Raw genomic sequence first — 22834 nt, forward strand, 5'->3', positions numbered from 1 at the left:
CATTTGTTTTAGTATTAACACAAAAATAACACTTATTAAATATTTAATAAGTGTTATTTTTTGAAAATATATTTAGAAACGAAAATACTTCTTTTATTCAAATAAGTCTGTAACCTTCTTAAGATTATCAATTATATGTATATGCTGCGGACATGCCTCTTCACACTTACCACACTCTACACAATTGAAAGCTTTTTCTTTACGACCAACAAAATTATTGTACATCCATTTGAAATGTTCAACATCATTGTACATAGAAGAGCCATTTAAAATTTCAAAATTTCTAGGTATATTAACTCCTGCTGGACATGGCATACAATACTTACAATCAGTACAATTTACTACCATTCTATTTAAGTATATATTTTTAACCTCATCTATTAACTCTTTCTCTTTTTCAGTAAGTGAGTTTTCACAAGTATCACTCGCTGTCTTTATATTCTCATCTATATGATTCATATCATTCATACCACTAAGTACTACACTTACCTCTGGTTGATCCCATAAAAATCTTAATCCCCACTCAGCTGGACTTCTCTTAACATCAGCTTTATCCCATACAGCTTTTATATCATCTGGAATATTCCTAGCAAGACTTCCACCTCTTAAAGGCTCCATTATAACAACACCTAGGCCCTTATTACTTGCATACTTAAGACCTTCTTTTCCAGCTTGATAATTTTGATCCATAAAATTATATTGTATCTGACAAAACTCCCAATCATAAGAATCCACTATTTCTTTAAAAAGAGGAAGTTCATCATGAAAAGAGAATCCAACATGCTTAACTCTTCCGTCCTTAACTATAGTATCTAAAAAATCAAATATATCATGTTCCTTTAAACTAGACCATAAATTTTTAGTCAACGTATGTACCAAATAAAAATCTATATAATCAGTTCCCAACTTTTCAAGCTGCTCATTTAGATACTTATCCATATCCTCTCTACTTTTTATAAGCCAAGATGGAAGCTTAGTAGCTAAAAATACCTTTTCTCTATAACCATCCTTAAGTGCCTTACCTGTAACTATTTCACTCATACCTTCATGATAAGGATACGCCGTATCAATATAGTTAACTCCATTGTCTATAGCATATCTTATTTGTTTAATAGCTTCTTTTTCATCTATCTGATCACTCTTTCCATCTATAACAGGAAATCTCATACACCCAAATCCCAGTGCAGATACCTCCTCATTAGTTTTTCCAAATTTTCTATATAACATGTTATCACGTCCTTTCCACTGTAATAGTATATTCTATAAATACCATTTAAATTACCTACTTACATAATACAATATATCTTTTGATTTTCCTTTTATATATATGCACTTTATGGTAATTAAATTATAACATGATATCGTTTATTTAAAAGGTATTAATATATAAACCAAAATCTAGTTTAAAGATCAAGCTAGATTTTATTTTTGTTTATGTGTAAAAAACACTTGTATTTTATTCGTAAACATTATATTATATTAATAATTTAAAATTTATTTAAGAGGTGATATTATATGAATATTTTATACAAAAGTACAAGAGGAGATAGTAGTAGGGTCACCTCTTCGAATGCTATATTAAAAGGTTTAGCAAAGGATGGTGGCTTATACGTACCTACACAATTTCCTTATATAGATATACCTTTTAAAGATATGATACCTATGGATTATAAAGAAATTGCTTTTTATATAATAAACAAGTTTTTTACAGACTTTGATGATTCAACTTTAAAAAACTGCATAGATAATGCTTATGATGACAAATTTAGCTCCAATTTAATAGCACCACTGAAAAATATAGACGATAACTATTTTTTAGAACTTTATCATGGACCTACTCTGGCATTTAAAGATATGGCTCTATCAATACTTCCCCACCTTTTGAAAGCTTCTTGTAAAAATCTAAATATACAAAAAGAAGTCGTTATACTAACAGCTACATCTGGAGATACCGGAAAAGCTGCTTTAGAAGGTTTCAATAACGTGGATAAAACCAAAATAATAGTTTTTTATCCTAAAAAAGGAGTAAGCACAATTCAAGAAAAACAGATGATTACTCAAGATGGTAAAAATACTCATGTAATAGGTATAGATGGTAATTTTGATGATGCTCAAAGAGGTGTTAAAGAAATTTTTTCAGACAAAGAATTCAACAATATATTATCAAAACAAAACTATATGCTTTCATCTGCTAATTCCATAAATATAGGCAGATTAGTTCCTCAGATAGTATATTATGTGAATTCATACATTCAACTCCTAAAAAATGAAGATATAAAGGAAAATGAAAAAATAAATATAGTAGTTCCAACTGGAAACTTCGGAAACATACTGGCTGCTTTTTACGCTAAAAAAATGGGGCTTCCTATAAATAAATTAATATGTGCATCTAATCATAACAATGTTTTATGCGATTTTATAAATACAGGGATTTATGATGTAAGACGAGAATTTAAGCTTACTTCATCTCCTTCTATGGATATTCTAGTGTCTAGTAATCTCGAAAGGCTTTTATATGAAATCAGCAATAGTAATCCATGCTTAGTAAAAAATCTAATGGAAGATCTAAAAGTTAATGGAATATATGAGATAAATGAAGATATGAAAAATAAGCTAGATGACTTTTATGCTGACTTTGCAACTGAGGAAGAAACTTTATCCACTATAAAAAAAGTTTACAACGATTTTAACTATGTAATAGACACTCATACAAGTGTAGCTTACTGTGTCTATCAAAAATATAGACAGAAAACTAATGATTCTACAAAGACTATAATTGCATCAACTGCTAGCCCATTTAAATTTCCAGAAAGTGTTATAGAATCAATAGATAATAACTACGATGTATTATCAGATTTTCAACTAATAGATAAATTATCTAATATATCGAATATTGAAATACCTAAACCTATAAAAGAGTTAGAAAGCAAAAGAATAATTCATTGTAGTATTTGCAAAAAAGATAAAATGAAATCTATGATTACTAATATATTGAATGTGTAGGTGATTAATATGATAAATGTAAGAATACCAGCAACAACTGCTAATGTTGGTCCTGGATTTGATTGTCTAGGAATAGCTCTTAATATATATAATAATTTTTTTGTTGAAGAAATAGAAGATGGCCTTATAATAGAAGGTTGTGATGATGAATACTGTAATGAAGATAATCTAATATATAAATCTATGAAAAAATGCTTTGAAAAAATAGGATATAAACATAAAGGTATCAGAATTAAAATAGAAAACGATATTCCTATATCTCGTGGTCTTGGTAGCAGTGCATCTTGCGTACTAGCAGGAGTAATAGGAGCTAATAAAATAGCTGGTAACAAATTAAATAAAAATGAAATTTTAAAAATTTCATCAGAAATTGAAGGTCACCCAGATAACGTAGCACCCGCTCTACTTGGAGGAATGGTTACTTCTATTAAAGAAGGAGACGATATCTATTGCAGTAAAATAAATATTCCAAAAGGATTAAAGTTTTGTGCACTAATACCAGATTTCAAGTTATCTACAGAAAAATCAAGAGCAGTTTTACCAAATGAAATACCTTATAAAGATGGAGTTTTTAATGTAGGAAGAGTTTCTCTTATGGTATCTGCATTAATTAACGGTCAATTCGACTTAATCAAACTCGCATGTAAAGATAACCTTCATCAAAAATATAGAGGAAGCTTAATTAAAGATTACGATGATATAATAAATAAATGTAAGGATTTAGATAGTGTAGGAGTATTTTTAAGCGGTGCTGGTCCAACTATAATGGCAATGATTAAAGAAGATGATATAAATTTTTACGATAGAATTAAAGAATATACTTCTAATTTAGAGAATACATGGACTATAAGAGAATTGAATATAGACAATAAAGGCGTAGAAATATAGATAAACTCGATGGATAATCCATCGAGTTTTATTTTTAAGATGCTTGTTTTTGTTTTTTTAATTCATCAAAATACATCTTAGTTTCTAAAGATATAACACCACTAAGTCCTATTATAGCTATAAGATTTGGTATAGCCATAAGTCCATTAACTATATCAGCAACTGTCCATATTAAGCTAAGCTTTAAGAAAGGTCCTATAGCAACAAGGAATATAAATGTATATTTATAAGGTTTTATTCCTTTAACTCCAAATAAATACTCAGTACATCTCTCTCCATAATAATTCCATCCAAGTATAGTAGTAAAAGCAAAGAATATAAGTCCTATAGTAACTATCAATTCTCCAACCATAGGCATAGATGGAAGTCCAGCTCTAAATGCAGCAGTTGTAGCTGCAGCACCTTCAACATTTGGATTATTCCACATACCAGTAAGAACTAAAGTTATTCCTGTCATTGTACATACTATTATAGTATCAAAGAACGTGCCTGTCATTTGAACTAAACCTTGTCTTACGCAAGAATTAGTTTTAGCAGCGGCTGCTGCTATAGGAGCAGAACCAAGTCCTGATTCATTTGAGAATACACCTCTTGATACTCCACTCTTTAATGCAAGTGCAACAGTTGATCCTGCAAATCCCCCTGCTGCTGCAGTTGGACTAAAAGCACTCTTTATTATAAAACTTATTGTCTCAGGAATTTGACCTGCATTTAATAAAAGTATTATTAATGTACAAATTATGTATGATGCCGCCATAAAAGGAACTACAACTTCTGAAACTTTTGCTATACTTTTTATACCACCTAAAGTAACCATTGCAACACCTATAGTAAGTACTATACCTGTTACTATAACTGGAACATTAAATGCTATCCTAACAGCTGATGTTATAGAGTTTACTTGTGCAAATGTTCCTATACCAAAGAAAGCAACTCCTATTCCAAATACAGCAAAACATTTTGCAAGAAACTTATTTTTGAACCCTCTTTCAATATAATACATAGGGCCTCCTGACATCTGTCCATTATCATCTACAACCCTATATTTAACTGCTAAAAGTGCTTCAGCATATTTTGTAGCCATACCAAAAAACGCTGCTACCCACATCCAAAATAACGCTCCAGGTCCTCCCATTCTTATTGCAGTTGCAACTCCAACTATATTACCAGTACCTATAGTAGCTGATAGAGCTGTACAAACAGCTGCAAAAGCAGATACATCACCTTCAGCCTTCATATCTTTTGCTTCAGGATCTTCTGAGAAAAGGTACTTGAGTGCTAATGGAAGTCTAAATACTTGTAAAAAACCTAATTTAAATGATAAAAAGATACCCGTACCAACGAGTAATATGAGAAGCGGTGGTCCCCATACGAAAGAATTGATAGCTTGTGCAACTTGATTAATTTGTTCCATAACATTTACCTCCTGCTTTTATTATTTCGAATTGATTTAAAAAAGCCGGGAAAATTTCCCTGTCCTTTTACCTGAGAGTTTCGCATGCATATATATAATGCAGTTTGCTCCTTCGGTGCTCTCTATAGAGTCTCTCCAGAGATTTGTCCAATAGCGGTCTTTTTACCTGAAAGCTTTACTTCTTCGGTGCTATGCTCTCCCACTACCTTCATCCAAAACATTGATCTTGTTATGCTTCTAAGCAGAGTATATTATTTTAGTTCTTCATTGTCAATAAAATAACAATGTGTTTTTTTGAAGCACATTTTGTTAATCATGATTAACATGGCATCGTTTTATTTTTCATTTTAATTCTATTTCCAGTGTATTACCTTGTCGTTTTTTGTCGTTTTGAATGTTTTTACGTATATTTTCTTATTGTTTTTAATAAAATTAAGGTTTTTTCCTTTGTTAATTTTATATCCATCATTATTTTTTATAATTGAATTTTACATTTAATTTTTATTTTTTGAAATTATGCAATTTTCTGATTTGTATATTTTACAAAAAAAATCACTCAAATTTTAGTATTATCTACACTAAAATTTGAGTGATTTTTGATTTTAATATAGCCTATTTATTTTTAAGATGCTTGTTTTTGTTTTTTTAATTCATCAAAATACGTCTTAGTTTCTAAAGATATAACACCACTAAGTCCTATTATAGCTATAAGATTTGGTATAGCCATTAATCCATTAACTATATCAGCAATTGTCCATATTAAGCTCAGCTTTAAGAAAGGTCCTATAGCAACAAGTAATATAAATATATATTTATAAGGTTTTATACCTTTAACTCCAAATAAATACTCAGTACATCTCTCTCCATAATAATTCCATCCAAGTATAGTAGTAAAAGCAAAGAATATAAGTCCTATAGTCACTATCAATTCTCCAACCACAGGCATACCTGGAAGTCCAGCTCTAAATGCAGCAGTTGTAGCTGCAGCACCTTCAACATTTGGATTATTCCACATACCAGTAAGAACTAAAGTTATTCCTGTCATTGTACATACTATTATAGTATCAAAGAATGTACCTGTCATTTGAACTAAACCTTGTCTTACACAAGAATTAGTTTTAGCAGCAGCTGCTGCTATAGGAGCAGAACCAAGTCCTGATTCATTTGAAAATACACCTCTTGATACTCCACTCTTTAGTGCAAGTGCAACAGTTGATCCTGCAAATCCACCTGCTGCTGCGGTTGGACTAAAAGCACTCTTTATTATAAAACTTACTGTTTCAGGAATTTGACCTGCATTTAATAAAAGTATTATTAATGTACAAATTATGTATGATACCGCCATAAAAGGAACTATAATCTCTGAAACCTTTGCTATACTCTTTATTCCTCCAAGAGTAACCATAGCAACGCATACAGTAAGTATTATTCCTGTCACTATAACGGGAATATTAAATGCTATCTCAACAGCTGATGTTATAGAATTTACTTGTGCAAATGTTCCTATACCAAAGAAAGCAACTCCTATTCCAAATACAGCAAAACATTTTGCAAGAAACTTATTTTTTAGCCCTCTTTCAATATAATACATAGGGCCACCTGACATTTGCCCATTGTCATCTACAACTCTATATTTAACTGCTAAAAGTGATTCTGCATATTTGGTAGCCATCCCAAAAAATGCAGCTACCCACATCCAAAATAATGCTCCAGGTCCTCCAAGTCTTATTGCAGTAGCAACTCCGACTATATTTCCTGTTCCTATAGTTGCAGATAAAGCTGTACAAACAGCTGCAAAAGCAGATACATCACCTTCTGCATTAATATCTTTTGCTTCAGAATCTTCTGAAAAAAGGTATTTTAGTGCTAATGGGAGTTTGAATATTTGTAAAAATCCTAATTTGAATGATAAATAGATACCCGTACCAACGAGTAATATGAGAAGCGGTGGTCCCCATACGAAAGAATTGATAGATTGTGCAATTTGATTAATTTGGTTCATAACATTTACCTCCTGCTTTTTTTTAAATAACTTAATTTTAAAAAGCGGGGAAAAAAATTCCCTGTCCTTTTACCTGAGAGTTTCACATACATAGTTAAATGTAGTTTGCTCCTTCGGTGCTCCGTAGAGTCTCTCCAGAGATTTGTCCAACAACGGTCCTTTTACCTGAAAGTTTTACTTCTTCGGTGATATTTCGCTCTCCCGCTGCCTTCATCCAAAACGTCTATTAAATTTTGTTATCTCTTATTAAGAAAACATTATATTATTTCCATTTTTGATTGTCAACAATAGAATGCTTTGTTTTTTTTTAATACATTTTAATTATCAAATCTATCAACATTAAATAATCTCATATCTTCATCTTTTTCATTATAATATAGTTTACTTAGCATCATTGCGCCTAAGATAGCAAACAATATTCCATTAGCTCCATAACCTAGGCAATACCATAGGTTATTATGTTTTTTATCAGGTCCAATATATCCCAAATTATCTTTAGTTGTTTCAAAGCAACCGCAGTATTTATACTCTATTTCTATATCATTAATATCTTTAAACATAGATTTAAGCCTTTGTTCTAAAATAGAATATTTTTCAGAAGCCATATCCTTATTTTCTATCTCTTTAAACTCCACATCTTCCCCACCTATAATCAACCTGTTGTCTTTTGTAGTTCTAAGATAATTATATGGATCCGAATTATCTCTGATTAATACTCCTTCTTTCCAACCTCGAATTTCTTTAACTGGTTTAGTAGCTATATTAAACGTATTATACTTAGTTCCAAAATTTTTATTAGTAAATAATCTAGTATTATATCCTGTAGCAACAATTAATTTTTTTGCCTTAATTTTATATCCATAAGATGTATGAACAATTACTCCATCATTTAAATATTCTATTTTTTCGGCTTCAGTATTTTCATATACAAGAGCACCATTTTTCATACTCACTTCAAGAAGATGGTTAGTGTATTTATATGGATCAATCTCAGCTCCTCCTTCTTTTGATAACAATCCTGCTTTTAAGTTAAAACCATATGGATTACTTGATTCTTCTATATATTCAACATCAAATCCGTTTTCTTTTCTAAATTTGTACTCTTCCTCAATGCTGTTTTTTTCAAGTTTTTTAGCTGTATAAAGTAATGTATCCCTCTTTATGTAATCACATTTATTTCCATGTTCATCTACAAATTTTTCTATTTCTTTCAGTGCATACAACCCAAGTTCATACGCTCTTACAATATCTTTAGGATTTATACTTTCTGTAAGATCAGATGCATTTTCATCTAATTCATATTGTAAAAGTGATGTTGTAACACTTGTGCTTCCATGAGCTATTCTACCCTTTTCAATTTGTACAGATTTTATATTATTTTTAGACATATAATATGAACATATGCTTCCAGTTACTCCTCCACCTACAATTACTACATCTGTTTCTAAATCTTCAGTTAAATATTGGTATTGTTTATTGATACTATTTATACTAGTAAATATAGGTTTTCCTTTTACATATTCTTGCATACTTTCACTCCTAAATATCTATATTTTTATACAAATAGTTTAACCTTAGACTTTAATTTCAATTCTAAAAATTTACTTAAAATAGTTGTAAGTTTAGTTCTTATATCAACGCTATCCACATAACCAAAATTTTACAATTTACTATAGAGTAAAAAAATAAGTCCTATATAAAATAGGACTTATTTCTGATCGTTATCCAAAAACTCTACTAATTTATGTATGAACTTTTCATTTTCTTTTTCTTCTAAATAATCTGTAGGTACATTTAATATTGGTATAGAAATATTTTTTTCATTTAATAAATAAAATATTTCTTCAAATAATATACCTTTATTTTTATTATAACTACAAGTAGGACTTCCGCTTATACCTATTATTCCTACTACTTTATCTGAATTATTTATGTATTTTTCTATATCTTCAACTACTTCATAAGCTATAGCCTTACATATTTTTCTGTAATCTTTATTATCATATTCATCTTTACTCTTAGGTAATCTATTAAGTCCTAAATATTTATTTTCTGGGCACACTATTTGATACATTCCTATATCTCTTTTTATTATCTCTTTAACTATTTTATTGTACCCTCCCTTTGCTCTAGCTAAAGGTTTTACAACTGAATTTTGATTTAATATACAGTGTGATAAAAATACTATTTTTCCTTGTCTATGCACTATGTCATCCCCTTAAATATTACCTTGTTTTCTCGTATATTCTTTTGGCAACCTTTTTAATAAAAATGATACAAATATACAAGTTGCAATTTTATCCACTATATTACCTGTTATTCTAGGTATAAATGCTGCTGAAAATATAGTTTTACCGGATGTTAAAAGCCATGTGAATATTATGTCATTTCCATCTCCTGTAATACCTCCAAAAATATAAATTGCTATTGGAGTTCCAATTAATGGAGCTACTACTGCTAATATCATTCCTGTCATAAAAGATGTTTTTAAATCAAATTCTCTTTTTTTACATATATATCCTACAATCAATCCAATAGCAATATTAACCAAAGCAAATGGCATAGATTTAGGATTCGTTAAAATGCTCTGTATAATATTAGTAAGCCCTCCAGCTACTGCTCCATACCAAGGTCCAAGTATAGCGGCTACAAATACTGTCCCTATAGTATCTAAAAATAATAAAGGTATTTTTAGCATACTTACTACAGTTCCAAAAACTATGTTAATAACTATTCCCATAGCAACAAAAGTTAAATTTCTTGTTCTATTCATCTTTTGGACCCCCTATAAATATTATAATTCTACTTATTAATTCTAATATTTGCCAAGGTTTTAGTCCAATTGAATTATTTTATAATACAAGGCTTAACAATAGATTGTTCTTATATATTGTATCAACTACATATTCAATCAAATATAAATTATTACAATTTAAGTTCTTCTTCTATTCTTTTAGTAATATCCTCGCCCCCCCAATCAGTATTGCCTAAAACATTGATTTGAATATCTCTATCTTTGTACACTGATGATCTAAAGCTTACCCCTGGATCACTTCCCATAATACAGTATTTATGAATTTTATCTTCTTTCTTTACAATCCATACACCTAGTCCATAGTACCAATCAGCACCACAATCTACTTGTGGTGTTAATACTCTTTCAGTAATTTTCTTATCTAATATTCTATTGTCAAATAAAGCCTCCCAGAATTTTGTCATATCTAAAGCTGTAACGAATGCCCCTCCATCAGGACCTCCTACTATAGGTATAGAATACATATTTGTTCTCCATGTATTATTTTCTTTATCTTCAATATAACCATATGAGCATTCTCGAGGCAATTTATCTAATGAAAAATAACCTGAATCATCCATATTACATATATTAAATATATTTTTTTGTATATAATCTTGAAATTTCATTCCTGTTTGTTGCTCAATTATCAAGCCTAACAATATGTATCCAGCATTATTGTAATCAAATTTCTCACCTGGAGAAAATTTCATTTTGTTATTCTGAAATAATGGTAAAAAATCATTACAGCTTTTTATTTTATACATAGGAGTGTTCTCCCATAAAGTTTCATAATCAGCCATAACAGATTCATCAAAATAATCTAATATTCCTGAAGTATGTGTAAGTAAGTGCTGTATCGTAATATTTGAATCAAAATTTAAAAACCTAATATCTAGGCAATCTTTTAATAGAGTATCAAAAGAAATCAAACCTTTTTGAACTAATTGACAAATACCTACTGCAGTAAATATCTTACAGCCAGAAGCTATCCCAAATCTTGTATTTAAAGTATTGTGATTTTTCTGATTCCTATTTGCATATCCATACCCTTTTCCAAATATCATTTGATTATCTTGTGATACCGAAACTACCCCATGAAAATTTCTATCCTCTTTTGTTTTTCTCACTATTTTTTTTATTTCTGATGATTCAATCTTCATAAAATATCCCCCTTTATTTTTTACTGAACAAATCATAATCTAGTCAATTCAAAATATTGGTCTTCTTTATTTGTATCATCACACCACTTTATATAAACTATTTTACTAAGTTTAACACATTACCATTGCAATATTTTCTATATATTAAGTTTTATTAAAATATAAAAGCTTTTATTCTAAACATTTCAAATATATATATTTAGTGTATACTATTTAAATAAAATAATTTAGAAATCATTGTGTTAAATATAAAAAGAAAGTGAGGATTCAATAATGAATAATAAAACAGCGTTATTAATTGTAGATGTTCAAGTTGCAATGTTTTCATATGAAGATACTGAGTTGTACAACAAAGAAAAAGTATTAGATAATATTTATACATTATTACAAAAAGCTCGCTTAACTAATACTCCAGTAATATTCGTTCAACATACTGGAAAAGATAGTGATGAATTTGGTAAAGAAAAATCTACTTGGAAAATTCATCCTAGAGTCAAGCCATTAGAAACTGAAACTATTGTTGAGAAAAAAACATGGGATTCTTTCTACAAAACAGACCTAAATTATGTATTAAAAAAACAAGAAATTAGTAAATTAGTTATTGCTGGTATGCAAACAGAATTTTGCATAGATACTACTTGTAGAAGGGCATTTAGCATGGGTTATGAAAATATTTTAGTTAAAGATGCTCATAGTACTTTTGATAGCCAAATATTAGATGCTTCTAAAATTATAGAACACCACAATAATGTTTTAGGTGGAAGATTTGTAGAATTAAAGACTGCTGATGAAATACATTTTACTAAAGCTTAAAGTGATTTAATATAAATCTTTATTTCCCGAGAAATCACATAATCCCTACTAATAGGGATTATTTTTAATCTTCTTTAATAAAACTTTATACATGTAAAATCCTATAATTCCACCTATCCAGTTTAAAATCACATCATCAATATCACAAGTACCTACACCAATTATAAATTGTGTTATCTCAATAGAAATTGTTGCAATCAGAACAACTATAGATATATCTTTATATTTATTAATTCTATTAAATGCAGCTGGAACTAAAAATCCCATTGGAACAAAAGCCAATATATTTCCAGCTATATTTACAACTGTTGCTTTTAAATTTGGTGAGAAAAACATGTATTCTATAATTGTTTTAAAAGGAATAAAATTATAGCTTCTATGGAAGTATCCTCTTCCATAATCTTTACTAAAAAATACTAAGTACAGTAAATATATTATATACATCACTAAAAATATAAGGCTTAATATTCTAGAAATTTTTTTCATATAAAACTCCTTTTCCAACAGATTAAATATACTCAAACAATTTTATAGACTTTGAGTATATTTAATCTTTATTTTTAATGATTATCTAATCACAAAGAGGATTGATAAGCTTATATCTTTTATCCATATTTTTTTCTCCCCATTCACACATTGCTTCTAAAATAGGTAGTAATGTATTACCTTTAGCCGTTAAACTATATTCTACTTTTGGTGGAACTTCAGGATATACTACTCTTTCTACCAATCCATCTTCTTCTAGTTCTCTTAGCTGATTGGTTAAAGATTTATGAGAAATTTTATCTATAAATGTTTTTATCTGACCAAATCTTTTCGTTCCCTCTTCTCCCAAAAAATATAATATTAGTGGTTTCCATTTTCCACTTATCATATCTAGAGTAACTTCTATTTCACATACTACTTCTTTATGTTTCAATATTTTTACCTCCTAAAAATTCGTCTAGTCGCTACGCACTGCCTCATGTTGCCAACAACTCTTAAGACTCCATTGGTCAAAAATAATTGCAAGTATAGTTGTTTTATCCATGCCACCCCCAGATTTAAAATTTTATAGTAGCGTAATCTATAAAATAGGGTTAATAGTTACCTTTTTGTTACTATATTCATAAAAAGTGCATACTTAACAAGATCTTTTTTGTTTATTATAATCAAATCATGAAGTTTGCAAACTATTTAAATCTAAAAAATAATACTGTTATAGAATACTAAACTTGAATTAATATATCAATGTTTAAAATAAAACTGGAGGTTATAATATGAAAAAGTTAATCGTTATCACTGGAGCAAGTTCTGGTATAGGAAGATCTACGGCTATTAAATTATCTAATGAAGGTCATCCCTTACTATTATTAGCTAGAAACAAAGAAAAATTAATGGAATTAAATTTGCCAAATACACTTTGCAAAAGCGTAGATGTAACAGATGTTCAATCTATTAAAGAAGCAGTGGTTGAAGCTGAAGAAAAGTATGGTAAAGTTGATTGTTTAGTAAATTGTGCGGGAATTATGCTTCTTGGAGAAGCTCAAAATCAAGATCCTGAAGAATGGAAAAGAATGTTAGATGTAAATGTTATGGGAGTACTAAACGGAATTCACGTTGTACTTGATGACATGATAAAGAGAAATGAAGGAACAATAATAAATATAAGTTCAATAGCAGGAAGAAAAACATTCCCTAACCACTCAGCTTATTGTGGTACAAAATTCGCCGTACATGCAATAACTGAAAACATCAGAGAGGAAGTAGCTAATCATAACGTTAGAATGATTACTATCGCTCCTGGTGTAGTTGAAACAAATCTTTTAAGCCACACAACTTCAGATGAAATAAAAGATAGTTACACAGATTGGAAAAAAACAATAGGTGGAGGATTACAAGCAGAAGATATTGCAAATACTATCAGCTTTGCTTATTCACAACCTCAAAATATATGTATAAGAGAAATAGTAATTGCTACTACAAGACAAGAAGCATAATGAAGATTCAATCCAAAAAATTAAGAGGTTATAAATAAATAACCTCTTAATTTTTTAACTATTTAAATTTTATTTCATAATATATAAAGGCTACTTATAGTACCCTAGTACGGATGTTTTTATATTCTTATTATCTTCTAAAGCTTTTATATCTTTTACTTTTCCAGTTACTACAACCCCTATTACCTCTAAAGGTTCATTTAAATTTATAGGTTCATTATTATAATATAATTTATCTAAATCTACCTCTTTTGTTAGATATTCTAAATCTAAGTCCTTCTTTATATCAACAAAAGCTTTATTATCTATATATTTTAAACTTAAACCATGAACATAAGGATCTACAAATTCATTTTCAAGTGTTCCATCTTCTTTATTAGAATTATTAGCTTTTATCTTTTTACCAAATCTATCTATTCCTCTTACTCCAACGACTCCATCTTGACTTATATAATCACTTTTCCCAACCTCTGCAAATTTCTTATGTTCTTTTAGTTTGTCTCCTTTATAATTATCTATCCAATACCAACATATATCCAAATTATTTGGAATCATTTTATATGCCTCATCAAAAGAAAAACTTTTATTAAAAGATATAGCTACTTCAGCATAAGAATTTTCATCTAAATTATCCATCTCTTTTATTTCATTAGGTTCACGGTAATACTTTACTTTCGGATGATAAAATCTCATTTTTTTATATCCCATTGAATTATACTCCATCAATCCCCCTGTATTTTTATCCTCACCTACAAATATAGAATTTCTTATATATCCCCCATCATAACCTAGATCTCCACTTTTTTTATCAAATATATTGGTTTTCAAGCTATACGTTCCATTGTATATAGGTTTATTATTTATTATTTTATAAGTTGTATATTCTAATGTGTTTTCTAATATTCCATTTGTAGATTTTACTGATCCTATATATTCATTAGGTCTTCTCAGTTTATAATAGCTTTGCAAAAACTTACTTTGATTTGCATCTATAGTTGCTACTATTTGTGTATTTATAAAGTAAGCTACACCTATTAACAAAATACATATAATTGTGCTTATTCCTATAATCTTAAAATTAGTTATTCTTTTACTCTTTTTTATTACTTTTTCAAATTCAAAGTCTTTATCAAAAAAATCATTCATCTTTCATTTCCTCCCAAACTTTTTTAAATTCTTTTCTGCCTCTGTAAAGATATGTTTTTACATTATTTGTACTAGTATTTAAAAGTAGTCCTATTTCATCATAAGATAAATTCATATTATATTTTAATAAAAGAAGTTTTTTATATTTTTCATTTATTCTATCTAGTGCCCTTACTATTTTCTCATTTAAATATTTATTTTCCATTATTTCTTCTATCTCATATGTCTTTGCCTCTTCAAAAATACTATTCATGTTCTCTTGTATTTTTAAATATCTTTTGTTTTTGCTTACCATTGTATAATATTGATTAATTGCAACTTTAAAAAGCCACGCTGAAATATTCTTTTCATCTAATCCGTTCATATAAAGCATAGCTTTATAAAATGTTTCTTGAACTATATCTTGTGCATCCTGATCATTTGCTCCTATTTTCAAAAGATATTTATATAAAAGATTCATTTTTTCTTTAAAGTAATATTCTAAATCCATGATTCCTCCTTTCACTTGTTTATTGTTAATAAAACTAAATTACATATATATAACTAATAAGAAACAAAAAAGTATACAAAAACTTTTATTTTTTTATTAAATATAAAAATTTTTTAATTTTGGATTATATAATTTATGATTTCCTTATACACAAAAAACAGCCATATTAAATAAAATATGACTGTAGTATATTAACTTATATTTATTTATTATTTACAATACTTTCTCCAGCTCTTTTTCCAAATACTAAAACCTCTGTTATAGCATTTCCTCCAAGCCTATTTGTACCGTGAGTTCCTCCTACTATTTCTCCTGCTGCATATAGTCCCTTAATTATAGTTTTATCTTCTTTTTCTACTTGATTTTTATTATTGATTTTAACACCACCCATTGTGTGATGAACTGCAGGAGCGACTACTTGAATATAATAAGGGCCTTCACTTATTGATACTAAATTTCCTCTTCTATTAAACTCTTCATCTTTACCTTTTTGTACATAATTATTATAAGCTTCTAAAGTCTTTCTCAAAGTACCTCTATCTATTTTGAAGAACTCTGCTCCCTCTTCTATAGTATCGAACTCTCCAAACAAGTTGTCTTTCATAAGTCTTTTTACTTCTGCCTTATGGTTTATTGTTCCATTTCCTATTTCTTCAATCTCTCTTGACCAAATTAAATAAGCAACTTGTCCTTCTTGAGCTAATATATTTTCAGAAACAACGTCTCTTCTCTCTAACTCTTCTACAAATCTTTTTCCACCTTTATTCACTAATACAGCTCCATCAAATCTAGAACCACCAACATGTGAAAGTTCTCCTGTATTTGGATTAGAAATTGGGAAAGTTTGAATATAGTTCATATGAACAAATTTGGCTCCAACTTGTTCACTCATGATGTGGCCATGGCCTGTTACACCACTAACATTAGTCGTCTTATATCTATCATCCAGCTTAGGATTATATTTTTTTCTCATCTCAACATTTCCACTAAATCCCCCAGTTGCAAGTATAACTCCATACTCTGAGTTGAAAGTAATTTCTTTTTCATCAATTACAGCTTTGATTCCAACTACTCTTCCCTTATCATCACAAATTAAATGATTGCAATCTACTCCAGTTATAATCTCTACTCCAAGTGATAAAGCTTTAGCTTTTAACTTAGATATAAGCTCTATTGCATATTTTCCTTTGAAAACAGAAGCCCTTGGGACTTTGTGTCCTCCAAAATGTATAAGTTTCTTTGATTTAAACTCTACTCCTACAACTTCCTTTAACCATCTATATGTGTCCAAAGCATTTTGTACAAGAATATCAACTTGATCTAAATTACTCTCTTGATCCCCACCTTGAACTATATCATTATAAAAACTTTCTTTACTATCTATTATTTCATTTTCCTTTTGTTCATCATTTTCAGGAATATTAACTCCGCCCATAGATACTAGTGTATTACCACCTAAGTTATTCATTTTTTCTAATAATACTACTTTTGCTCCTTTATCAGCTGCTGCTATTGCTGATGATAGACCTGCTCCACCTCCACCAACAACTACTACATCAAATTTTTGTAAAGATTTTATAGTTCGTTTTTTTGCATTAATCTTTACTAAATTCTCTGATTCTAATATTAAAGTTTCTAACACTTCCTTATCTGCACCAGCTTTTATTAAGGCATTCTTTACAGCTTCTCTTATTCCTCTAGAACTCATAGAACAACCTGATACATTAGGAACTAAAATAGTATTTCTATCCATTATATTTTTAATAACATGCTCAAACGCGGGGTCTGATATGATTTTTGTTTCATTATGAGCTATTACTGTTATATCATTTATCTTATTTTCAAGTATCTCAACTTCGATTTCTATATTACCTCCGTACCCACTTCCTGCGCCTATATATTTTCCATCATTATATTTCATGTAATCCTCCCAGTTGTAATTGGTTTTATGTCCAACCGTTTTTCGACATATTCGATTATACATTCATATAAAGATTGAGTCAATATATATTTAAATTTGATTAAGCTATATATTTATTTAATAATTTTTCTATATCCTCATTGTATTCTTCATCAACAACAAACTCAATATCTTTATCATCAAGCTCAATCAACACTTCATTCATCAGGCTATCTTTAAATCTCCACGACTTAATATCATTCCATTTATATAATGTATCATCTAATATAACACCATCTCCACATATACAGTATCTACTATTACCTCCTAGTGCAAGAGTTATTCCCATAATACATGTATTCAAAGTACTCATACCTTCATTAAAATCACCAAATGTAAGTTCTACTAATGAATATACTAACAATGGTAAACTAACTAATGTATGAAGTATAGTAGAAATAGATTTATCTTTCAATCTGAGTAATACCTGTCTATCTTGTATATTTTGTATCTTCTTTATTAAAGAAATCAATACAATTATAAAAATTACAATTTTTCTATTGAACATGTTGTCCCACCTTTATTTCAACCTTACAATATAATTATTATTAGTATCATACGTATTGTATATAATGTAATCTTCATCACTCCAATAAGACTCTACTTTATCAGAAGTCTTAAATACTACATTTTGATTTTTATCAAACACTACAATCCCATAATCTTCTTTATCTCGTAATGTGCATATTATATAATCGCTTCTTAAATCTATTTCAACTACCTTCTGTTTTTTCATAAGTAATTTAGACTTTTCTCCTACTTTCTTATAAAATATTTCCTCTGTTTTATCTGATATATAATATATTGTATCATTATCAATCTTAAACCAACCTACATCCCCATCTATAACTACATTTTGGTTTTCGCCATTTAAACCCATAGAGTAAATCTTTTTATCTTTATCTGATTTAAAATAAATTTTGTCATCAACTATGTAAAATTCATGAGCTTCAACGTAGCTTAACTGTTCCATTTCATTAGTATTCATATTTATCTTATATATTTTATTCTCATCATTTTTATTACCTGGTTTATATGCAGTTACATACATATTATCACCTATAATTTTATGATATCTATACATATACTCTTTATTTCCTATGTATTCTCTTTTATAGTCTTCTTCTTCATAATATAAGTTTCCATCTGAAGCTAATGGTCCATAGTCATAACATATTATACGATCTTTGTATTTTATATTTTTAAAATACCCACTCGTAACAAATTCTACTGTATTATCTTTTTTTATCTTGTATGTATAGTCACATCCCATTGACACTATACCTGAATGATATTTAAAACAAACTTCTCCATCCTGTTTAAAAAAAGAACCCCCAACAATAAGATCACCTTTTAACTCACATAGCTTAGATGCTTTTTTAGTATTATCTACTTTTGCACTATATACATATTTCTTATTTTTAATATTTACAACATAATAATAGTATCCATTATACATACAAATATTACCATATATATCCTCATACGGTAAATCCCATTTCTTAACTTCTAATTTACGTGACTTTATATATAAGCCTTTCTTAGAATCAAATTTATAATCCCAACCAAATTCATCAACTACAAACTTCCATGTCATAGGAAAATAAGTTACATTATTTAGCACAATTAATGGATATTTTTCTTTTGAATTATCTATAATTTTTCCATTAACTTTTATATTAAAATCAGCAATATTAGCCTTATAGCTTCTATTATTTTTACCATTAATTAAGTTTGGTCTATATTCCCCTATAACTCCACTCTTATTTATTTCAAGACCTTCACCATCGGTCCACTTACTCTCAATCCCCATAAATCTACACTGATAAAATGTCATAGGAAAATATGTAATTCCTTTATACACTACAAGAGGATACTTTGAATGAGCATTATCCACTTTAATATCATTTAATACAACACTATATCTAGGTAAAGATACCGATACATCCTGAGCAAAAGAATAAATAGGACACAGTATAAATAAAATACTGACCATTATAATAAGTTTTTTTGACATATACATCACCTCTTTCATTTCCAACATTATACAATTCGCCATCTTACTTTTTATACCTTTTAAATTAATCTAAAAAAGAAGAGTATCTCTACTCTTCTTAAAATTTTTCTTTTCTATTAAATACCTTATTAGTAATCCAAGCGCACATTAACCCCATTATAATTCCTGCAACAATATCAGATGGATAATGAACAAATAAATATAATCTTGAAAAAGCTATTAGTGTAGCTAATACCAAAAACACTATTCCATATTTTTTTAATTCTCTTATTAAAACACCAGCTACTGCGAATGATGATGCAGTATGACCTGAAGGAAACGAATATGAGGAAGGAGGTTTTATAATTAAATTAAAACTTGGATGATCTATAAACGGCCTCGCACGTTTTAATAAAGGTTTAATCAACCCTTCTCCTAAAACCGCTGTTAGAATCAGTGCTGACATTGCCATAATCCCAACTCTTCTAGTCTTTTTATTAATTAGTAAAAGTAATGAAATTACAATCCATATTATACCTTTATTACCTAACATAGTCATAAAAATCATTAGTTTGTCTAAAACTGTATTACTTACAACTTCTTGAATAAAGTTTAATATTTCTAAATCGATATTTTGTATTGTCTCAAGCATTCTTCTCCACCTTTTTCTATAACTATTTTTTCATATTAAGATTATATACTATTTTGTTATTATAGTTAATACAAAATTAACTTACTAATAATACATACGTTCATGTGCCCAAAACTAAAGTATTATATTGATTAATAATACAAATGCATAACTTAAAACTTATATCCGTTACTATTGAATAATTGCTCTTCTACCAGTACAATGTAGCTACATAATAAGTATTTAGGGTTATAATTAAGCTGAAAAAATTAGTTATAAAGAAAACCCAGCTGCTAAACTATGAATTTGACATTAATAAAGAAGAGCTTATAAGCTCTTCTTTATTTTAAATTAATTACTTAAAATTAACGCCTCTTTATCACAATTTAACTAAAAAACTGAGTAATTTTTTCTTAAATCTATTTAAATTTCAAATGATAAAAACTAGCCGACTTCATTTCATCACACATATTCATAATCTCAACTACACTATCACTCCATTCTTTTTTTCTAGGAATACGCTCATAATATGAAAATTCATCTACAACCTCTATTTTGTTATTCCATTTTGTAATCTCACTTGCAGAATTAATTCCCCATTGTATCATGCTTTCTTGCATTCCAGCTTTAAGCATCATATCGTTTGCATACTTTAATCCCTCGTCAGATAAAGTATCAAAGAAAATTTCTCCATTAGGAAATTTAGATGCCATCTTAGAAAATAGCTGTTTTAATTCTTCTTCCTCAAAAAACATTAACACTCCAGAAGCAATAAAAAGTATATTATCATCTATAGTTTTAATATCCTCAAACCAAGTATAATCAAATACAGATTTTGATATATAAACTCTGCTATCAGTTTCATCTATAAAATTTTTTCTAAATTCTATTGCATCTGGAAGATCAAGATCATACCATGTTATTTTTCCATTATCAACTCGTTCAAAGCTAGTATCTAATCCCGCTCCTATATTTACAATTACAGCTTTTGGATGTTTTTTTATAAAATTCTCTATAGCTAAATCCATAATTTTTGATCTAACAGCCCAAGCTAAAGCCTCATATTCTGTAAGTTTATTTTCTATTTTAGAAAAATCATAATCCATATTATTTATAATTTCAATAGCTTTTGGATCATATACTAAAGGGTCACTTTTTTTACTCTCAAGAAACCTCCCCCATAAAGGCAATACCATAGTTTCTTGTAACTTTCCTAATTCAACTTTTTTCTTTTCTATACTGCACATATTCAATCACCACCCCTTAATGATATTGATAATCATTTCTATTAAAGTATATATCTATTTCTTATTATTGTCAAATTTTTCTTAATATGTATTTGAATCTATACATCGTCTATAATTTGTAAAAAAATAATGCCTATCAAAGTTTCTGGTAGGCATTATTTTAAAATATAGTTACTAAGGATTTACTATTTAATTGTTCCTATGTTTACAGCTTTATCATATTCAAGTATAGATAAATTATAATTTGATAATGCTCTCGAAACATCTACCTTAGCTGTGTACAATTGAGTTGTAGCTTGTTTTACCTCCAACAATGTTCCCATTCCTGAATTATAAGCAAGTTCTCTAAGTCTTAGTGCCTCTTGTGCTCTTTCAACATTGGATTTAGACAAATCTATTTGTTTCTTAGCATTATATATTGCATCATATTTAGACCTAATATCAAATTCTACTCCTCTTTTAGCATCGTTGAGAATATTTCCTACTTTTGATACTGCTCTTTCCTTATATTTATAGTTATATGTGTTAGAAGGATACTTTATTGAATTTGTTTCAAAATCTAACTTTACAAGATCATAATTATGATTTAGCTGAACAATATCAAATCTCACCTCATATGCTTTTTCTAAATCTTTATTTAAATCAGTATTAAAACTTTGTTCACTAAAATTTGAAGTAAACTTAAATCTTGTATCAAGTGGATAATTTAAAGTAATATTAAGTGCCCTTAAAGCTTTTTCAAAATTAAGCTTGGCTTTTTCAACACTTGATTTTGCTTCATCTAAAGATATCTCTGCCATTATAACATCCGATTTAGATGTCATTCCTAAATTAAATTTTTTCTTTGCTTCATCTCTATTTCTTTTAATATTTTCTAAGTTACTATTTGCTACATTTAAATAATCTCTTGCTTGAAGAGTAAGATAATAATATTTAGTAACATTGTATTTTAAATTCTCTATTTTATAGTCTTTTTTAATTTTTTCTTCTTCAAGCGCATATTTAGCTTTTTTAGATAGCATATTTGAATCTAATTGAAATCCTTCTATAGTTCCAAGTGAATAATCTAAATCCTTATATTTTTTTTCATTACGCTTTGCCTGATCAAGTTCTATTTCTTTTATTTCAATATCTAAGTCACTAGTTTTAATATCATTAGAATTTTTTATTGCTTCAGTTATTGCTAAATCTAATGAAAGTTGTTTTATATTTGACATAGGAATATCATCAGCATACACAAATGTTGAACTCATAAGTATTGTCGTAATTAATGTTAATATACCAAGCTTCTTCATTAATTAACCTCTT

At 28.5% G+C, this 22834-nt stretch carries 21 protein-coding genes and 4 riboswitches; of the genes, 4 read left to right on the plus strand and 17 right to left on the minus strand.

All coding sequences use genetic code 11. From position 1 onward, the window contains the following. Positions 1 to 93: 93 nt before the first annotated feature. Complete coding sequence (locus P4S50_RS13445) at positions 94 to 1227, minus strand: aldo/keto reductase (protein ID WP_277731312.1); 1134 nt, start codon at positions 1225 to 1227, stop codon at positions 94 to 96. A gap of 288 nt (positions 1228 to 1515) precedes the next feature. Here P4S50_RS13445 and thrC point away from each other — a divergent pair, with 288 nt between their 5' ends. After that, positions 1516 to 3003, plus strand: coding sequence for a threonine synthase (thrC, locus tag P4S50_RS13450; RefSeq protein ID WP_331489610.1), 1488 nt, complete (start codon positions 1516 to 1518; stop codon positions 3001 to 3003). Positions 3004 to 3012: 9 nt separating this feature from the next. Next, the gene (thrB, locus tag P4S50_RS13455) at positions 3013 to 3891 is read left to right on the plus strand and encodes a homoserine kinase (RefSeq protein WP_277731313.1); all 879 of its coding nucleotides are present in this window, start codon (positions 3013 to 3015) and stop codon (positions 3889 to 3891) included. 34 nt (positions 3892 to 3925) lie between these two features. On the opposite strand, the gene P4S50_RS13460 is transcribed toward thrB, so the two are convergent. From P4S50_RS13460 to P4S50_RS13485, 6 genes are all read right to left on the minus strand, one after another. Then, positions 3926 to 5305 carry an alanine/glycine:cation symporter family protein gene (locus tag P4S50_RS13460; RefSeq protein WP_277731314.1) on the minus strand — a complete coding sequence of 460 codons (1380 nt, stop codon included), beginning with the start codon at positions 5303 to 5305 and terminating at the stop codon, positions 3926 to 3928. A 56-nt stretch (positions 5306 to 5361) separates the two neighbouring features. Further along, positions 5362 to 5447: riboswitch (glycine riboswitch) on the minus strand. Positions 5448 to 5449: 2 nt separating this feature from the next. Next, positions 5450 to 5517, minus strand: a riboswitch (glycine riboswitch). 410 nt (positions 5518 to 5927) lie between these two features. Then, positions 5928 to 7307, minus strand: a complete 1380-nt coding sequence (locus tag P4S50_RS13465; protein WP_277731315.1) for an alanine/glycine:cation symporter family protein — start codon at positions 7305 to 7307, stop codon at positions 5928 to 5930. A gap of 58 nt (positions 7308 to 7365) precedes the next feature. Continuing rightward, positions 7366 to 7448, minus strand: a riboswitch (glycine riboswitch). A 2-nt stretch (positions 7449 to 7450) separates the two neighbouring features. Then, positions 7451 to 7521: riboswitch (glycine riboswitch) on the minus strand. A gap of 103 nt (positions 7522 to 7624) precedes the next feature. Continuing rightward, the gene (locus tag P4S50_RS13470; protein ID WP_277731316.1) at positions 7625 to 8836 is read right to left on the minus strand and encodes an NAD(P)/FAD-dependent oxidoreductase; all 1212 of its coding nucleotides are present in this window, start codon (positions 8834 to 8836) and stop codon (positions 7625 to 7627) included. Positions 8837 to 9015: 179 nt separating this feature from the next. After that, positions 9016 to 9513 (minus strand): CD3072 family TudS-related putative desulfidase, encoded by a 498-nt coding sequence (locus tag P4S50_RS13475; protein WP_277731317.1) that lies wholly within the window; start codon positions 9511 to 9513, stop codon positions 9016 to 9018. A gap of 12 nt (positions 9514 to 9525) precedes the next feature. Next, positions 9526 to 10080, minus strand: a complete 555-nt coding sequence (locus tag P4S50_RS13480; protein ID WP_277731318.1) for a CD3073 family putative ECF transporter S component — start codon at positions 10078 to 10080, stop codon at positions 9526 to 9528. Positions 10081 to 10232: 152 nt separating this feature from the next. Continuing rightward, a complete protein-coding gene (locus tag P4S50_RS13485) occupies positions 10233 to 11264 on the minus strand; it encodes a serine hydrolase domain-containing protein (RefSeq protein ID WP_277731319.1) in 1032 nt (343 codons plus the stop codon). 273 nt (positions 11265 to 11537) lie between these two features. On the opposite strand from P4S50_RS13485, the gene P4S50_RS13490 reads away from it, so the two are divergent. After that, positions 11538 to 12077 carry a cysteine hydrolase family protein gene (locus tag P4S50_RS13490; protein WP_277731320.1) on the plus strand — a complete coding sequence of 180 codons (540 nt, stop codon included), beginning with the start codon at positions 11538 to 11540 and terminating at the stop codon, positions 12075 to 12077. 48 nt (positions 12078 to 12125) lie between these two features. Here the strand turns inward: P4S50_RS13490 and P4S50_RS13495 are convergent, their stop codons facing one another. Then, the gene (locus P4S50_RS13495; protein ID WP_277731321.1) at positions 12126 to 12563 is read right to left on the minus strand and encodes a VanZ family protein; all 438 of its coding nucleotides are present in this window, start codon (positions 12561 to 12563) and stop codon (positions 12126 to 12128) included. A gap of 85 nt (positions 12564 to 12648) precedes the next feature. Next, the gene (locus P4S50_RS13500; RefSeq protein WP_331489611.1) at positions 12649 to 12996 is read right to left on the minus strand and encodes a helix-turn-helix domain-containing protein; all 348 of its coding nucleotides are present in this window, start codon (positions 12994 to 12996) and stop codon (positions 12649 to 12651) included. Positions 12997 to 13336: 340 nt separating this feature from the next. Between P4S50_RS13500 and P4S50_RS13505 the strand changes: the two genes are divergently transcribed. Continuing rightward, the gene (locus P4S50_RS13505) at positions 13337 to 14056 is read left to right on the plus strand and encodes an SDR family oxidoreductase (RefSeq protein WP_277731322.1); all 720 of its coding nucleotides are present in this window, start codon (positions 13337 to 13339) and stop codon (positions 14054 to 14056) included. Positions 14057 to 14146: 90 nt separating this feature from the next. On the opposite strand, the gene P4S50_RS13510 is transcribed toward P4S50_RS13505, so the two are convergent. From P4S50_RS13510 to P4S50_RS13545, 8 genes are all read right to left on the minus strand, one after another. Then, positions 14147 to 15202 carry an anti sigma factor C-terminal domain-containing protein gene (locus P4S50_RS13510; RefSeq protein ID WP_277731323.1) on the minus strand — a complete coding sequence of 352 codons (1056 nt, stop codon included), beginning with the start codon at positions 15200 to 15202 and terminating at the stop codon, positions 14147 to 14149. Then, complete coding sequence (locus tag P4S50_RS13515; protein WP_277731324.1) at positions 15195 to 15692, minus strand: RNA polymerase sigma factor; 498 nt, start codon at positions 15690 to 15692, stop codon at positions 15195 to 15197. The genes P4S50_RS13510 and P4S50_RS13515 overlap by 8 nt, the downstream gene beginning before the upstream one ends. Before the next feature lie 202 nt (positions 15693 to 15894). Then, entirely contained in the window at positions 15895 to 17613 is a 1719-nt protein-coding gene (locus tag P4S50_RS13520; protein ID WP_277731325.1) for a flavocytochrome c, read from the minus strand. 100 nt (positions 17614 to 17713) lie between these two features. Beyond that, positions 17714 to 18160 carry a DUF5673 domain-containing protein gene (locus tag P4S50_RS13525; RefSeq protein ID WP_277731326.1) on the minus strand — a complete coding sequence of 149 codons (447 nt, stop codon included), beginning with the start codon at positions 18158 to 18160 and terminating at the stop codon, positions 17714 to 17716. A gap of 12 nt (positions 18161 to 18172) precedes the next feature. Further along, positions 18173 to 19669 carry a DUF5050 domain-containing protein gene (locus tag P4S50_RS13530; protein ID WP_277731327.1) on the minus strand — a complete coding sequence of 499 codons (1497 nt, stop codon included), beginning with the start codon at positions 19667 to 19669 and terminating at the stop codon, positions 18173 to 18175. 97 nt (positions 19670 to 19766) lie between these two features. Then, entirely contained in the window at positions 19767 to 20300 is a 534-nt protein-coding gene (locus tag P4S50_RS13535) for a phosphatase PAP2 family protein (protein WP_277731328.1), read from the minus strand. Between the two features lie 398 nt (positions 20301 to 20698). Then, complete coding sequence (locus P4S50_RS13540; protein ID WP_277731329.1) at positions 20699 to 21526, minus strand: class I SAM-dependent methyltransferase; 828 nt, start codon at positions 21524 to 21526, stop codon at positions 20699 to 20701. A gap of 185 nt (positions 21527 to 21711) precedes the next feature. Further along, positions 21712 to 22821, minus strand: coding sequence for a TolC family protein (locus tag P4S50_RS13545; protein ID WP_277731330.1), 1110 nt, complete (start codon positions 22819 to 22821; stop codon positions 21712 to 21714). Positions 22822 to 22834 lie beyond the last annotated feature (13 nt).

Source organism: Tepidibacter hydrothermalis, from assembly GCF_029542625.1.
Taxonomy (GTDB): Bacteria; Bacillota; Clostridia; order Peptostreptococcales; family Peptostreptococcaceae; genus Tepidibacter_A; species Tepidibacter_A hydrothermalis.